This is a genomic window from Flavobacterium sp. KS-LB2, assembly GCF_036895565.1.
Classification (GTDB): domain Bacteria; phylum Bacteroidota; class Bacteroidia; order Flavobacteriales; family Flavobacteriaceae; genus Flavobacterium.
In genome coordinates, this window is sequence record NZ_CP145904.1 from 1,809,349 (window position 1) to 1,826,153 (window position 16,805).

At 33.6% G+C, this 16,805-nt stretch carries 12 protein-coding genes; 7 read left to right on the forward strand and 5 right to left on the reverse strand.

All coding sequences use genetic code 11. The features are described from left to right. Nucleotides 1–6 precede the first annotated feature (6 nt). From V5J73_RS07655 to V5J73_RS07670, 4 genes are all read right to left on the reverse strand, one after another. Nucleotides 7–1,227, reverse strand: a complete 1,221-nt coding sequence (locus V5J73_RS07655) for a sensor histidine kinase (RefSeq protein WP_338644684.1) — start codon at nt 1,225–1,227, stop codon at nt 7–9. Between the two features lie 313 nt (nt 1,228–1,540). Beyond that, complete coding sequence (locus tag V5J73_RS07660; RefSeq protein ID WP_338644685.1) at nt 1,541–3,025, reverse strand: aminopeptidase P N-terminal domain-containing protein; 1,485 nt, start codon at nt 3,023–3,025, stop codon at nt 1,541–1,543. Between the two features lie 500 nt (nt 3,026–3,525). Next, nucleotides 3,526–4,071, reverse strand: a complete 546-nt coding sequence (locus tag V5J73_RS07665) for a DUF1697 domain-containing protein (protein ID WP_338644687.1) — start codon at nt 4,069–4,071, stop codon at nt 3,526–3,528. 134 nt (nt 4,072–4,205) lie between these two features. Beyond that, on the reverse strand, nt 4,206–4,919 hold the full coding sequence (locus tag V5J73_RS07670) for an endonuclease/exonuclease/phosphatase family protein (RefSeq protein WP_338644689.1): 714 nt from the start codon (nt 4,917–4,919) through the stop codon (nt 4,206–4,208). A 223-nt stretch (nt 4,920–5,142) separates the two neighbouring features. On the opposite strand from V5J73_RS07670, the gene recG reads away from it, so the two are divergent. The 7 genes from recG to V5J73_RS07705 all read left to right on the forward strand — a co-directional run bounded on the left by recG (nt 5,143) and on the right by V5J73_RS07705 (nt 16,389). Continuing rightward, the gene (gene recG, locus V5J73_RS07675) at nt 5,143–7,248 is read left to right on the forward strand and encodes an ATP-dependent DNA helicase RecG (protein ID WP_338644691.1); all 2,106 of its coding nucleotides are present in this window, start codon (nt 5,143–5,145) and stop codon (nt 7,246–7,248) included. Nucleotides 7,249–7,534: 286 nt separating this feature from the next. Then, the gene (locus tag V5J73_RS07680; protein WP_338644693.1) at nt 7,535–8,593 is read left to right on the forward strand and encodes an efflux RND transporter periplasmic adaptor subunit; all 1,059 of its coding nucleotides are present in this window, start codon (nt 7,535–7,537) and stop codon (nt 8,591–8,593) included. 68 nt (nt 8,594–8,661) lie between these two features. Continuing rightward, on the forward strand, nt 8,662–11,757 hold the full coding sequence (locus tag V5J73_RS07685) for an efflux RND transporter permease subunit (protein ID WP_338644695.1): 3,096 nt from the start codon (nt 8,662–8,664) through the stop codon (nt 11,755–11,757). 88 nt (nt 11,758–11,845) lie between these two features. After that, complete coding sequence (locus V5J73_RS07690) at nt 11,846–13,159, forward strand: TolC family protein (protein ID WP_338644697.1); 1,314 nt, start codon at nt 11,846–11,848, stop codon at nt 13,157–13,159. 248 nt (nt 13,160–13,407) lie between these two features. Further along, nucleotides 13,408–14,361 (forward strand): hypothetical protein, encoded by a 954-nt coding sequence (locus V5J73_RS07695; protein ID WP_338644699.1) that lies wholly within the window; start codon nt 13,408–13,410, stop codon nt 14,359–14,361. A gap of 167 nt (nt 14,362–14,528) precedes the next feature. After that, the gene (locus V5J73_RS07700) at nt 14,529–15,392 is read left to right on the forward strand and encodes a bestrophin family protein (RefSeq protein WP_338644701.1); all 864 of its coding nucleotides are present in this window, start codon (nt 14,529–14,531) and stop codon (nt 15,390–15,392) included. Nucleotides 15,393–15,465: 73 nt separating this feature from the next. After that, nucleotides 15,466–16,389, forward strand: coding sequence for an AraC family transcriptional regulator (locus V5J73_RS07705; RefSeq protein WP_338644703.1), 924 nt, complete (start codon nt 15,466–15,468; stop codon nt 16,387–16,389). Nucleotide 16,390: 1 nt separating this feature from the next. On the opposite strand, the gene V5J73_RS07710 is transcribed toward V5J73_RS07705, so the two are convergent. After that, a complete protein-coding gene (locus V5J73_RS07710) occupies nt 16,391–16,765 on the reverse strand; it encodes a DUF779 domain-containing protein (protein ID WP_338648604.1) in 375 nt (124 codons plus the stop codon). Nucleotides 16,766–16,805 lie beyond the last annotated feature (40 nt).

Genomic DNA, 16,805 nt, shown 5'->3' on the forward strand with positions numbered 1-16,805 from the left:
GAAAAGTTAGAAAACTATTTCTTTTTTGCGAGCTAATGTAAATTTAAAAGTAGATCCTTTGCCCATGTCAGACTCCACATGAATAGTTCCTCCTAAGCCTTCTATTATTTTTTTTACTATCGCTAAACCAATCCCATTTCCTTTTTCTCCATAACGATCTACCGCCGAGACAACTTCAAATATTTCAAAAATGCTATTATGATATTCTTTTAAAATTCCAGGTCCGTTATCGCTAACAGCAATTTTATAATAATCACAATCATCTATTATCTCAATTACAATCTCAACATTTTCTTTATCATTATACTTTATTGCATTTGTAATGAGATTAATCAATATTTGCTCAATCCCAGTTTTATTAGTGTATAAAAACTTTACGTTGGATTTGAATGTTATAGAACAATTATTTTTAAAAATAAAAAGGTCCGAAAGTTCTTTTTCTAAAACAGAAATAGGTACTTCAGTATAGTTCTCTTTTTCTTTTACATTCGATTTGCTATAAGCTAACAAGCTATCAATCATCTCTTTTAATTTAGACGATGAACTTTTGATTAAATTCATTATTTCATGGCCTTCGGTATCAATTACATCATTATAATGATCAATAAAAAAATCGGTCAAGCCAGAAATATTAGCCAAAGGGGATTTTAAATCATGCGCGGCAATGTAAGCGAATCGTTCCAACTCCTCATTCTTTTTTTCTAGTCTAACTAGGGTTTGTTCTAATTTCGATTTATTCAATCTCAACTCTAACAATCTCATCGTCTGTTCAGATAGCGCCTTTAAAGATCGTATTTGAGCTGGCGTTAAGATTTTTGGCTTGTGATCAATTACACAAATTGTTCCAAGTGGCAATCCATCTTCATTTGTCAACGGTACACCTGCGTAAAAAATCACGTTGGGCTGTCCAGCAACTATTGGATTATCATGAAAACGAATATCATTTCTAGCATCTGGAATGATAAAAATATTTTCGGGATCATTAATAGCATAGGCACAAAACGAATAATCTCTTGGAGTTTCTGAAATATCTAATCCTTTATGAGATTTAAACCATTGACGTTCCTCATCAATAAAGGTAATAAGTGCAATTGGAGTTCCACATATTTGTGACGCTATCAATGTCAAATCATCATAATCAGCTTCTGGTAAAGTGTCTAAAATAGAATAGGATTCCAATAATTTAATACGTTCTTCTTCTTGGATATACTTTTCTGGTATAATCATTTTTGGTGTATTTATGTAATGCTTAATTCTTATTACACTATTATAGAATATAACAATAACTATTTTTAATAAAGCTTAATTGATCGTAAAAAATATTTTCGCAATAAAATATTGTTGCAAAATTACTGTTTTCTAATCCCTAACCTCCAATAAGCATTCTTTTTTATATAAATTTTAATACAAAAATAAGATCGTCCTAAAGCTGATTATGATTAATAACATAAACGATGCGTTGATTATTAAAGTTTTGGATTGTGTATGAACTGCAAAAATAAAAAATAAATCTAATCTAATTCATTCCAATAAAAACGTACTAATCTAAATTTGGTAACGTAAAAGTGTCTAAAACACTTTTTTCATTCATAAGTGCTTCAATTTCATTAGATTTTCTTGGTGCTTCCGCAGATAAATTAACGGGTCCATTCATAGTAATTAAAATATCATCTTCAATTCGTACTGCAATTCCCCACCATTTTTTATCACAATCACTACCAATGGGAATATAAATTCCCGGCTCAACAGTAACAACCATATCGGCTTCAAAAGCATTGTATAACCCAGGATCGTGAACATCTAACCCAATGTGATGCGAAGTCCCGTGCGGAAAATATTTTCTAGATTCTTGTTCCGTTTTAACAATCCCTAGTTTCACTAAACCAGCACTTATCACTGTACGTGCCGCAACATCAGGAGCATTGAAACTATTTCCAATTTTTGCAGCAACAATTCCTGCTTCTTGGGCTTCATACACTAAATCATATATTAGTTTTTGCTCCGTAGAAAATTTTCCGTTAGCAGGAATTGTTCGGGTTACATCAGCAGTATAGCCATGATATTCAGCACCTAAATCCATTAAAACCAAATCATTTTCGACTTTCATTTTGCTGTTTTCAATATAATGCAACACACAGCCATTATTTCCTGCGCCCACTATTGATGGATACCCCTCAAACTCGCTGCCGTATTTTTTGTATACAAATTCATGAATTCCCTGTATTTCTGTTTCGGACATTCCGGGATGCATCGCTTTCATAATTTCGCGTTGTCCCATTGCCGAAATTCGAACGGCTTTTGTCAGCAAAACCAACTCTTCTTTGGATTTTTTTTCACGCAAACTCGCCATATACGTCAAAATCGATTTGGTATTTATTGTAGCCTTTTTTGAAGTGATGCTTTTTTTAGCATTGATTTCGTTTTGCACATTCGAATCCATTTGAGACTTCACTTTTTCGTTGTAGCCAATTTGGGATTTAAATGCTCCAATTAACTTGTATAAATCGGCTTTTTCATTTTTCGAATTTCGGATATCTTCTTCAAATTCCTTAAAGAAAACAGTATCAAAACTGGCATAATCAATCCCAGAATTTAAAAATGCTGCTCCATTGAACGCATTTTCAAAACCCAACTCTTTTTTGGCGCCTTCCGTTCCTAAACGCACTCCTGTCCATTGCTCCGCTCTTGGATTTTTCTCCTGAACATAGAGCAATTCATTGAATGACTTTCCATCTTTATTGGTTTGATTGTTTGAAAAAATTACCAAAACTGAATTCGGCTCTTTGTACCCTGTCAAATAATAAAAATCGGGATCTTGATGGTAGATGAAATCCACATCATTGGCTCTGTTTCGAATGGGATTTCCAAAAAATACCGCCACACTATTCTGAGGCATTTTGGCACGCAAGGCTTCTCTACGCTCTTTATGGAATTGAGCCGACAAATAATCCGTTGGGTTTCCGTTTTGCGCTATTGCTGCACAAACAAAAAGAACAGTAAAAACAAAAGAAAGTTTTACATTCATAGCATTAAAATATTAGAGTTTTGCAAAATAAAGCGAGGTTTTGGATGAATGAATTAATAGGTAAATATAATTTTTTTGTGCGTACCAAATACTATTTTTATTGAAAGTCCCTTTCTTTTGTTTGTTTAAAAATAGAAAAAGAGCACCAAAAGTCTTTCAACTTCTGAGTACTCTTTAGCAAAAGTGCTTCATCATTCTAAAATTAACCAAAACTAAATTTTATGAAAAATGTTTTTAATAAGCACTTATTATTTACTTTTTATACTAGAATAGTAAAATGTTTTACGCTCTCGTTTTTACACTTATAACATAGATGCTTCCTCTCGCAAAAGGTTGCGTCAAATTATAATTATTTTTTTCTAAAGTTGAAAAAGTTAAAAATAGACTCTGAAAAAACTTTGTTTTGACTCTAAAAAAATACCGCTAATTCACTAATTTTCAAATGGTTTGTAGCATTTAAAAATTAGCAAATTAGCGGTTGATCCGGACTTAAAGTTTTATTATCTTTCCTCGTACATTTTTAGCAATTGCGTGACTGTATTCCAATTGCGGATTGTTGCAGTAACATTCAGTTTTTTCTCGATGTATTTTTGATCAAATCGAGTTTTTCCGGCGCCAACAGCATATTTTATAAAAATTCTGCAGCCGTCAATACTGGCTTCATCCGGTTTGAACTGACTAATTCTCAAATCATTCATACTGGTACTTTGCAACGTGGTCGAAATAAAAGCCACATACAACTTCTTAGAATCAATATCTTTTTCCTTCAAAAAAGGATTGTTCTTAAAACATGCTACCAAGTCTTCTTTAGCAATTACCACAACAGGCACTTCATGACCAAAAGCCTTGAAAATTTCTTGCTTTATTTTGAAGCCAACAGCAGCAGGACTTTCTTCTTCGGTATCCACAAAAACATTTCCGGATTGAATATAGGTTTGCACATTTTGAAAACCAATGGCTTCCAAAGTCGTTTTTAGTGCCTCCATTTTTATCATACTGTGACCGGAAACATTGATGCCACGTAGTAGTGCGAGATGAGTTGTCATTTTTTAAGCTTTTTATTTTGCGAAGATATTGTGTTTGGAGGAACTTTTTATTATTTCATTTCAAGTGCTTATAATAAATATCCTAAATATATGGTTTTCGGAGAGTCGCAATCTGAATTCATTTTTGTATTTATCTAAAGTTCGAATTTTACAGATAACGGTGAATGATCACTATGTTCAATCCAATTTTCATAAGTCCCAATTTCTATATTTTTAAATTTTTCTATTAGACTTTCTGATGCGAAACAATAATCTATATGATATGGTTTATTTTGATTTCGTTGTAAATAAAATGTTGGTTTTGTTTCTTTTCCTTGTTCTTCATTATAATGATTATGATAAATACTAAAGATATTTTTCTTCGCTAATTTGTCAACAACCTCTGAATGATTCCCAATTCGATGTTTTCTATCCCAAATTTTATTACTATTAAAATCTCCTGTTAATATTGTCATCTCATTATTTAGAATCTCATCATAATGATTTATTGCTTTCCAAACTTGTTCAATATATTGATTGTTTTTATCTTGTGTATTGTTTGCCCAAATCGCAAAAAGTACAAATGATTTATCTTTATTACTAACTTTAATTGGCGTCACAATTTTAAATTCAGGGTTATACTGCTCAAGAAGTTCAAATTTAAAATTTCCAAATGAAAATATTCCAAGTCCTTTATTTTGGTTGTCTCCAAACCATAAAAAATCATTTGGTTTTATAGTTGAATTTTTAAAAATTAATCTTTCTGGACTTTCGCATTCCTGAACAACCAGAATATCAGGATTGAGTGTTAAAATAATTTTTGCTTTTTTTCTAAATGCACCTTGGCAATTCCATGTTATTAATTTCATTTTTCTAATCAGTTATTTTCTGAATTTTCGTCCAGAATTAAAGTCAGCTACCTCATACAATTTATTTATACCAAATATATCATTTTTCCTACTCCATTTCCAAGTCTTCCCATTTCCAAATTTCCAAACAAAAAACTATCTTCGCTCCATCAAATTAAAAATCCGTTTTAATCCGCGTTTTTGCTTTTGCAAATCCGTTTTATCCGTGTCCAAGAAAATCTAAATGCAAAACCTCCTACTCACTCCTATCGAATACCTCAAAAGCGTTGGTCCCAATCGGGGCGAATTGCTGCGTAAGGAATTGGGGATTTATAAATATCAGGATTTGGTTAATTTTTTTCCAAACAGATACATTGACAGGACACGGTATTACAAGATTAACGAACTGCAAAACAACATTGCCGAAGTTCAAATCATTGGTAAAATCATCAATATCAAAACCGTTGAATTTGGCAGAAACCAAAAACGTTTGGTGGCTACTTTTGTGGATGATACAGGTCAAATGGAACTCGTTTGGTTTCAAGGCCACAAATGGATTCGGGAGAGTTTAAAGCTCAATGAAATGTGTGTGATTTTCGGAAAATGCACGTCTTTTGGAAGTACTTTCAATATGGCGCATCCGGAAATTGAATTGCTGAGCGAGCATGAAAAAAGTCTACGTTCGGCAATGCAACCCGTTTATCCTTCGACCGAAACCTTGACAAATCGCGGGATTTCAAACCGGGTGATTAATAAATTGATGCAGCAATTGTTTCTGGAAACGCAAGCGTTGTTTACAGAAACTTTGCCCGATTATTTAATCAACGAATTGAAGCTGATTCCTAAAAAAACGGCTTTATTCAACATTCATTTTCCGAAAAGCACCGAAGTTTTGGCGAAAGCCAAATTCCGCCTAATCTTCGAAGAATTGTTCTTTATTCAATTGCAATTAATTACGAAAAATCTTATCCGAAAACATAAAATAAAAGGACATCCGTTCAGTACAGTGGGCGAATATTTCAATGATTTTTATCAGAATCATTTGCCTTTTCAATTGACCAATGCCCAAAAAAGAGTGATCAAAGAAATCCGAACCGATATGGGCAGTAACGCCCAAATGAACCGTTTGCTGCAAGGCGATGTAGGTTCCGGAAAAACAATTGTGGCTTTTATGAGCATGCTTTTGGCACTTGATAATGGCTTTCAAGCCTGCTTGATGGCGCCCACAGAAATCTTGGCAAACCAGCACTTTGTTGGTTTATCCGAATTAGCCGAAACCTTAAATATAAATATCAGAATCTTAACCGGTTCTACCAAAATAGCACAACGCAGGATTATCCATGAAGAACTGGAAAACGGTACGTTACATATCCTTATCGGAACGCACGCTTTACTGGAAGATAAAGTAAAATTCAAGAATTTAGGACTAGCCGTAATTGATGAACAACACCGTTTTGGTGTAGAACAACGCTCTAAATTGTGGAAGAAAAATGTGATTCCGCCACACGTTTTGGTGATGACCGCCACGCCTATTCCGCGAACTTTGGCGATGAGTTTGTATGGCGATTTAGACATTTCAGTAATTGATGAATTGCCTCCGGGACGTAAACCCATTCAAACCGTTCATCGCTTTGACAGCAATAGATTGAAAGTTTGGAAATTCCTTCGAGACGAAATTGCTTTGGGACGCCAAATCTATATTGTGTATCCGTTGATTCAGGAATCAGAGAAAATGGATTTCAAGGATTTGATGGACGGTTACGAAAGTATTTCTAGAGATTTTCCGTTGCCGCAATATTCGATTTCTATTTTGCATGGAAAGATGAAACCAGCAGATAAAGATGCCGAAATGAAACGCTTTTCGGAAGGGAAAACTAATATTATGGTCGCCACAACTGTAATTGAAGTGGGCGTAAATGTTCCTAATGCCAGTGTGATGATTATCGAAAGTGCGGAACGTTTTGGATTATCACAACTACATCAGCTTCGCGGTCGTGTGGGTCGTGGTGCAGAACAAAGTTATTGCATCCTGATGACGAGTCATAAATTGAGTTCCGACAGTAAAACCCGAATGGAAACGATGGTACAAACAAACGATGGTTTTGAAATTGCCGAAGTCGATTTGAAGCTTCGTGGTCCCGGAGATTTAATGGGAACGCAGCAAAGTGGCGTACTTAATCTTCAAATTGCCGATTTAGTAAAAGACAGAGATACATTGGCACTAGCCAGAAATTATGCTTTGCAATTACTTAAAAACGACGCAAGTATGCAAAAACCAGAGCATGCAGCTTTGAGATCCGTTTTTATTGAAATGACTAAAAAGAAAAATATATGGAATTATATTAGTTAGTCTCCTCTTTACTTTCTTAAACAATAGCTCTAAAAGCTTTCTACATTCTATTTCTTAAAAAATATTTTTTTATATTTTAGATTAAACCATTTGCAATTTTAATAGTCATAAAAAATTAGATGTTTTATGGGCTTTATTAATTTTTAAAAATGTTTTTTATCATGCCTTAATATTTGTACGTACAAACGTTAAATAAAAATTAACGAAATCATATTTCCCATTTCTAAAACCTAAATTTGTTTTTAACTAAAAATACTGAAACCTAATCCTACATTACATTATACCTATGAAAATTAAATATTTAGTTTATGCATTGTTAACAGTCGGAATCATTGGATTTATTGGCTACCGAATTACCGAAAATAAAAATAAAAATGCCGATTCGAAAGACCAAAAAGGAAAAGGCAAGTCGATGAATGTTACTGGAATTGTTGCAAAACCACAAACTTTTGACAATAACTTATCCCTTTCCGGCTCAATAGAGGCCAATGAACAAGTAGAAATCCGAAGTGAAGTTTCTGGAATTGTGGAAGCTATTTATTTTCAGGAAGGAAGTAATGTGAGTAAAGGACAAGTCCTTTTTAAAGTTAATGATTTAGAGTTAAGAGCGCAACTGAGACAAACGTCAACTAGAGAAGGATTGGCCTCGGAAAACGAAAGAAGAGCCAAATTATTACTGCAAAAAGAAGCTATCAGCCAGGAAGAATATGATTTGGCTCGAGCCGATTTAAAATCAGCACAAGCACAAAGTCAGTTAATAAAAGCACAAATTGCAAAAACATCCGTTAGAGCACCATTCTCAGGAAAAATAGGTTTACGTTCTATTTCACCTGGAACCTATATTACACCTACAGTTTTAGTGGCCAAATTAGTAAATACGGGAAAACTAAAAATTACGTTTTCAATTCCGGAAAAATACGCTAGTCAAGTAAAAACAAATACCAACATCACTTTTACTGTTTCGGGTTCTACTGAAAACTATACGGCCAAAGTATATGCTATTGAGCCTGAAGTAGCAGTTGCTACCAGAACGTTACAAGTTCGAGCTATTGCCGAGAATAAAAACGGAAAATTATTACCAGGTACTTTTGCTGATGTCGAATTGCCTTTGGACATTATAAAAGATGCAATCGTTGTGCCTACAGAAGCTATTATTCCGGTGCAAAACGGTAAAAAAGTTTTCATATCCAGTAATGGTCAAGCCAAAGAAGTAATGATAGAAACCGCTACAAGAACAGATGCCTCTATTTTAGTTCTTTCTGGTTTGAAAGCGGGTGATACCATTATTACCAGTGGTGTTATGTCGCTAAAAAATGAAACTCCAGTGACTGTTAAAATTAAATAGGTTGAGATATTAGATTCTTTCAGAACGATCTAAAATCTAAAATAAGCAATCAAAAATCTAAAATCTAAATGAGTTTATCCACAACAAGTATTAGAAGACCCGTATTTACTATTGTAATCAATTTATCCATTGTATTATTTGGAATAATAGGTTATACTTTTTTAGGGGTTCGAGAATTCCCATCCATTGATCCTGCGCAAGTTTCTATCCGAACCAATTATGCTGGTGCAAATGCTGATATCATTGAATCACAAATTACGGAACCTTTAGAAAAAGCAATCAATTCAATTGATGGAATTAGGAACGTAACCTCCTCTAGTGCGCAAGGAAGCAGTAACATCACCATAGAATTTAATCTAGATAAAGATCTGGAAGAAGCTGCTAATGATGTAAGAGACAAAGTTTCTCAAGCAGTTAGAAGCCTCCCTCAAGATATTGATTCTCCTCCTGTGGTCTCTAAGGCCGATGCCAATGGGGATGCCATCATTTCGATGACCGTACAAAGTGATACCAGAAATGCATTAGAATTAAGTGACTACGCCGAAAATGTAATTTCGCAACGATTAGAAACTATTCCTGGTGTGAGTGGCGTTCAGATTTGGGGACAAAAAAGATACGCCATGCGTCTGTGGATTGATCCCATAAAGCTTGCTTCGTACGGCTGTACTGTTTCTGAAGTCAGAGAAGCCTTGAACAAACAAAATGTAGAATTACCCTCCGGAAAACTAACAGGAAATAATACCGAATTAACGGTAAAAACAGTAGGAAACCTTTCTACCGCTGAAGAATTCAACAATATTATTATTCGTTCCGAAGGAGAAAAAGTAGTTCGTTTTAGCGATGTAGGATTAGCAAGTCTTGGTCCAGAAAATACAGAAACTAAAATGACGCAATCTGGAACACCATTAGTTGGTGTTGCCATAGTGCCGCTTCCTGGAGCCAATTATTTAGATATTTCTGCAGCTTTTTACAAGGAATTCGAAAAATTAAAAAAGGATTTACCAAAGGATATTAAATTAAATATTGCGATTGACAATACCATATTTGTAAAAAAATCGGTTATTGAAGTAGCAGAAACATTAGGAATTTCTATTGTTTTGGTAATTTTGATTATCTATTTATTCTTTAGGGATTGGGCAATCGCGTTTAGACCATTGATTGATATTCCTGTTTCGTTAATCGCTACGTTCTTTATCATGTGGCTTTTTGGTTTCTCTATTAATGTATTGACATTATTGGCAATCGTTCTGGCAACAGGACTTGTGGTTGATGATGGAATTGTAGTCACCGAGAATATTTTCAAAAAAGTAGAAGAAGGCATGACGCCTATTGAAGCAGCAATCAAAGGATCAAATGAAATATTTTTTGCTGTAATATCGATTTCAATAACTTTGGCAGCGGTATTTTTACCCGTGATTTTCTTGGAAGGATTTGTCGGTCGACTGTTTAGGGAATTTGGTGTCGTAATAGGTGCTGCAGTATTAATTTCAGCCTTTGTTTCCCTTACGCTTACGCCAATGTTAAACGCCTATTTGATGAAAGGTGGTGAGCAAAAAAAATCAAAATTTTATATTCGTACCGAACCCTATTTTCAAAAATTAAACAGTGGTTATGCCAGCGCATTAGACCGTTTTATGAAGAAAAAATGGTTGAGTTTCCCTATTTTAATTGCTTGTTTCGGATTAATCTATTTATTTTTTAATCTGTTACAAAAAGAAACTGCACCGTATGATGACCGTAGTGGTTTTGTATTGCGTATGTCTACTCCCGAAGGTTCTTCTTATGAATACACCGATCGCTTCATGCAAGAAATATCAAAATTAGTCGATGACTCTATTCCAGGCAAAAAAGTAGCCTTGGTTATCACATCTCCAGGTTTTGGGTCTTCCTCTGTAAATAGTGGATTTATTAGAGTTTCTTTGGTACAACCCAATGAAAGAAAAGAATCTCAAAAAGAAATTGCAGAGAAATTAACCAAATGGACGAAGCAATATCCAGACGCAAAAACATCCGTAATTGAGCAGCCTACCATTGCTGTCAACCGACGTGGTGGATTACCGATTCAATACATTATTCAAGCACCAAACTTTAAAAAACTGGAAGAAAAAATTCCTGTTTTCATGGATGAAGTGGCTAAAAACCCAACTTTTGCAGTTAGTGATGTGAATTTAAAATTCAACAAACCAGAAGTTAATGTCACTATTGATCGAGAAAAAGCGGAAAGCTTAGGGATTTCAGTGATTGATATTGCGCAAACCTTACAACTTTCATTGAGTGGTCAACGTTTTGGTTATTTCATGCAAAATGGAAAACAATATCAGGTTATTGGGCAATTTGATCAAAAAGACCGCTCGAAACCATTGGATTTAACTTCTATGTATGTTAAAAATAATATGGGACAATTAATCCAAATGGATAATGTAGTGACGATTGAAGAAAAAAGTAATCCGCCACAATTGTACCACAACAATCGCTATATGGCTGCGACTATTTCTGCAGGTCTTGCTCCTGGTAAAAGTATCAACGATGGAATTGATGCCATGAACGAAATAAAAGCCAAAGTGCTGGACGATACGTTCACCACAGATTTAGGTGGAGAATCTAGAGATTTTGTAGAAAGTAGTTCTAATACTGCCTTTGCATTTGGACTGGCATTATTATTAATTTTCTTAATTCTGTCGGCACAATTTGAAAGCTTCATCGATCCTTTTATCATTATTTTGACCGTTCCAATGGCCGTTGCAGGTGCACTATTCTCCTTGTGGTTGTTTGACCAAACTTGGAATATTTTCAGCCAAATTGGAACTGTAATGCTTATTGGTTTGGTAACCAAAAACGGAATCTTAATCGTCGAGTTTGCGAACCAGCTGCGGGAACAAGGCAAACCAAAATTAGAAGCTATATTAGAAGCTTCGGAAGCTAGATTACGACCAATTTTAATGACAAGTTTGGCAATTTCATTAGGAGCTTTACCAATTGCTATGTCACTTGGAGCAGCTTCAACAAGTAGAATTGGAATGGGAGTTGTAATCGTAGGTGGAACTATTTTCTCTTTGGTTTTAACATTATTTGTTATTCCAGCAATGTATTTAATGTGGTCAAAAGCCAGAAAACATTATCCTGAATTTGATCATATTGAAGAATATGAAAGGGAAGTAAAATAATTTTGAATGGAACTCTTATGACACGAATCAAATAGATTAACTTGAATTTTATTTAAAATCGCTTCGTTCGTGGCTAAAAAATATAATTATGACACATACTAAAATACTATTGCAAAGCTTTATACTACTCTTATTTTGTGTAGTAAGAACGAATGCACAAGAAGTTTTGACATTGGAAACTGCAGTGAAAATTGCATTGGAAAACAATTACGAAATAAAAATTGCCACTAATAATTTAACCATTGGAAAAACAAACGTAGCCATTGGAAATGCAGGAATGTTACCTACAGTTACTGCAACTGTTCTCGATAACAATAGTATTCAGAATAGTTCACAAACCCGTCAAGACGGCACTGAAACAGAATTAGACAATGCTAAAAACAATAGTTTGACATATGGCGTTGGATTAGATTGGACTATTTTTGACGGTCTGCGAATGTTTACCAGGCTAGAGCAATTGAAAGAATTACAAAAATTAGGGGAAGCACAATTAAAACTTACTGTTATTACACGAATCAGTGACGTGAATGCGGCTTATTATAATTTGGTGCAACAACAACAACAATTAGCCGCTTTAGATACAACAATTGTGATCTCAAATCAACGATTAGCATTGGCACAAAACAGATTTACGATTGGAAAAGCATCTAAACTGGAAGTCTTGAATGCCCAAGTAGATTTGAATACTGATCAAGTTGCGTTGTTAAGACAAAAAGAATTGTATGCTAACAGTAAGATTTTATTGAATCAACTATTAGCCAGAGATGTTGCCACCGATTTTAAAGTAATTGATGAACTTGAGGTAGACGCGCTACTATTACTACCAGAACTAAGAGCTTTAGCCGAAAAACAAAATCCGCAATTAGAATCTCAAATCATTAATAAAAGAGTAGCCGAATTAGAATTAAAACAGATCAAAGCGGCACGTTATCCTACCGTAAGAGTAAATAGTGCTTATAATTTTTCAGAAAGTCAATCGAGTCTTGGCTTCGTAGCACAATCCCAATCCAGAGGTTTGAACTATGGTTTTAGTGCTTCTTTGAATCTTTTTGATGGTTTTGCACAAAATAGAAATGAGAAAATTGCCAAAATTCAAATTGAAAATTCTAAGTTAAATATCGATCAACAAAATTTAGCTTTAAACTCACAGTTGGCGAGTTCTTATCAGACCTATTTGACCAATTTAGAATTGATTTCTTTAGAAGAAAAAAATGAATCGATTGCGAAACAAAACTTGAATATTACTTTAGATAAATTCAGGATTGGAACCATCACAACTTTAGAATTCAGAACCGCACAATTGAATTATGTGAATGCTAAAGTGAGTTACAGCAATGCACAATTTCAAGGAAAACTATCTGAAATTGCACTTAGAGAATTAGCCGGAAATCTTAATTTTTAATTCCAAAAAAATTAAGACTTAAAAAAGAATCATCTTACAAGAACTAAAAAATGCAAATTCTAGTTCTTGTAAGATGATTCTTTTTTAATTAAATAAATAATTCAATTTTAGATATTTTTTATAAAAATTACACTTAACCGTTAAAAGTAAGAGTTTAACGATTATTTTTTTTTAAAACTAATTACTTTATCATCTTGCTTAAAATTAAATTATTAGCAAAATCGTAACCAATTATTTAAACCTAAAAAATGAAAAAAATCTATTTATTACTTTTGTTATCTATCATTACCTTTAGCTGTAGCAATGAGCCCGTGGCTTTAGAAACACAATCAACGACTAATAGCACTAACTTGAGTGCAAAGTCAGTAAATTCAACCAGTAATTCGGGTGATTACAACGTAGCTGTTGCAGTAAGTCCAGATGGTTCTGAATGGACCTATACCATTTCAAGAGCTACAGCTAAAGCAAAAAACCTTAGCCACTTTATTATCGACCTTAATAATTGTGGTGAAGAAAGTGCAACTTTTGCCGATATTATTTCAGCTACAGTTAATGGAAGTCCTGCAAATTTATCGCCAACTGAAGGTTCTGGAACAGGTTGTAATCCGCAAGCAACTACTACAAATTTTGTTAAATTTAACGTAGAAGCTGCAACATCATGGGTAATCGTTTTGAAATTCAGCCGTGGGTATGAAATTTTCACTACTGCTACTTCATGGCTTAAAGCAGGTACTTCCTGCAATCAAGCTGTAATTTCAGCTCCTGGCTGTCCTAAAAAAGATTATTGTTCTTATTCTCAAGGATTTTTCTTTGGTAATGGAGCACAAACGAATGGAGCAAGTTTGTTATGGAGTAACGGACTTACAATTGGAGGTATTAATTATACACAAACGCAAGGTCGTAACGCTTGGACAATCGATCGTGGACGTGGAGGAGATATAACCATGAATGCTTTCTTCCAACTTTCAGCAGTGCGTTTAAGTGGTGTAGAAAATGAAGTTGCTGCTGAAGCTACAATCATTGATGCTTACTTTAATGGAATTGATGTGAATTTAAAAATTATGACTGGTTCAAGTGGACCTAATAATACTTACCAATATTTCAACCTCCCAGCAGTATCTGGAGAATATACTAAAGCTCAAGTTGCAGCAGCAGGAAGCAGAATAGGATTGTTTATTAAGGATAATCACTGTGAGGAATAACCTAAAACTTCTCTATTAAGTTTTACTACTTTTTTAGACAAATCCATTACAAAAGGAACTATCCAAAAGATAGTTCCTTTTTTTATTCAATATTTATTTGAATTGCACTTTTGTAAGTAGCATAAAATCTTAATTTTTAATTTAAATTTGCTAAAAAAGCTTATTAAATGGTTTCATATAATACAAAAGACTGGTTTACTTTTATTTTTCGTTTTCACAAAGCGGACACTTTTAGAACGTTAATGCCAATAATGCTCGCTATTGGTGTTTATTCTGGAATTATCGGTTATTTAGAAGTTGAATATTGGAAATTAGCGGACAACAGTTATGTAAAGAATATTACAATCATGCACGGAATGCTTGGTTTCGTGATTTCATTATTGCTAGTTTTCAGAACCAATACTGCCTATGATCGCTGGTGGGAAGGCCGTAAAATGTGGGGTGCATTAGTCAACAACAGCCGTAATTTTGCGCTTAAATTAGCTGTTATTTTAAAAGATGAAAAAGATCGCAAATACTTTCGAAAAATGATTCCTAGCTATGCGTCTATTTTGCATAAACATTTGAATGATGATGATACCAGCAAACAATTATTTGAAGATGTCGATTTAGAAATTGATTATCACAAACACAAGCCCAATCAAGTCGCAAAAATGTTATTTCAGAAAATTAATGATTTATATGATTCCAAAAAAATAACAGGTGATCAACTCATTATTTTAAATGAAGAAGTCAAATCATTTACTGACATTTGCGGTGCTTGTGAACGAATCAAAAACACTCCTATTCCCTACTCCTACAGTGCTTTTCTTAAAAAATTCATCTTTTTTTATGTGATGACTTTGCCTTTTGGATATTCTTTTAGTTTAGGCTATTATGTAGTTCCGGTTGTCGTATTTATTTTTTATGTTTTGGCGAGTTTAGAATTAATTGCTGAAGAAATTGAAGATCCTTTTGGGAGCGATGAAAATGATTTACCAACACATAAAATTGCTCAGAATATTAAAAAACATGTAGAAGAATTAATTTAAATTTTGTTAAAGAGTGTTCCGGTTCTAATTATTTTTATTAAATTTAAGCTTTGCCTTTTTAAAGTTTAAAACTATGAATAGTAACCGCGCTTTTATAAATCCACCTCATTTATCAAACGAAAAATCTTTAAAAACATTAGTAGAAAATAGGACCGTTTACTCTTTAAACCATTGTGAACTGAATCTTTTTGAAACCTACGAATCCTCTACATTAGTTCCTTTGAAATTTAATGATTTTGTGGTGACCAGCATGTTGCGAGGTAAAAAAATAATGCATCTTTTTGATGACCCAAGTTTTGTCTATTTACCAGGTGAAACCGTCGTAATTCCCTCGAATGTAGAGATGAAAATCGATTTTCCGGAGGCTTCTAAAAATAATCCGACGCAGTGTTTGGCTTTGGCGATAGACCAAACTAAAATTACAGATACCTTAGCGTTTTTAAACGAACGTTACCCAAAAGAAGCAAAAGACCAATTCTGGCAATTGAACTACCAAAATTATTTTTTTTATAATAATATAGAATTAGCAACAACAATAAATAAATTAATCAAAGAATGCATGAGTACTTCCATAACTAAAGATGTTTTGGCCGATTTGTCTTTGCAAGAATTATTGATTCGCATTATACAGACACAAACTGCTAAATCAATTGAAGATGGACTATTTATTGATCCCAAGAACCCTATTACTGAAGTTGTAGAATTCATTCGGTTGAATTTAAAAGAAAACTTTAACATGAAACATTTGAGTGAAAAAGCATGTATGAGTTCTACTTCTTTCTATCGTTTTTTCAAAAAAGAACTAGGAATGAGCCCTATTGAATTTGTAATTGGAGAAAAAATAAGATGCGCTAAACAATTGCTAAAAAATCCTTCGATACAAATCAATGAAGTATGTTACTTATCTGGATTTGAAGATTGTAATTACTTTATTCGATTGTTTAAAAAACATGAAGGAATTACTCCAAAACAATATCAATTATTATACGTAAACTAGATTATTCAATAAAAATAACTGGTTCTAGTGATAATTCTTCCTCCGGAGTAAAGATTCTATATTCAATTCGGAATGTTTTTTTCAAAGGTGTTTCTAAGGAAAATCCTCCTACCCCAAAAGCATCAATTACATCCAAAGTAAAATGTGCATGTTTCCAATATTCGAATAAATCCTTGTCTACCCAAAATTCAGTATCTTCAATTGTACCAATACGTACATCACCCATTCGCTGATAAAATCCGCCTTTTTCAAAACATTGTGGTTGCGTTCCCTCGCAACATCCTCCTGCTTGATAAAACATCAAATCTCCGTGTTTTTCTTTTAGAACCTTAATTAATTCTATTGCTTTTTCTGTGGCATCAATTCTTTTTATCATCATTTTTTAATTTAAAATAAAACCTGACAAATCATACAAT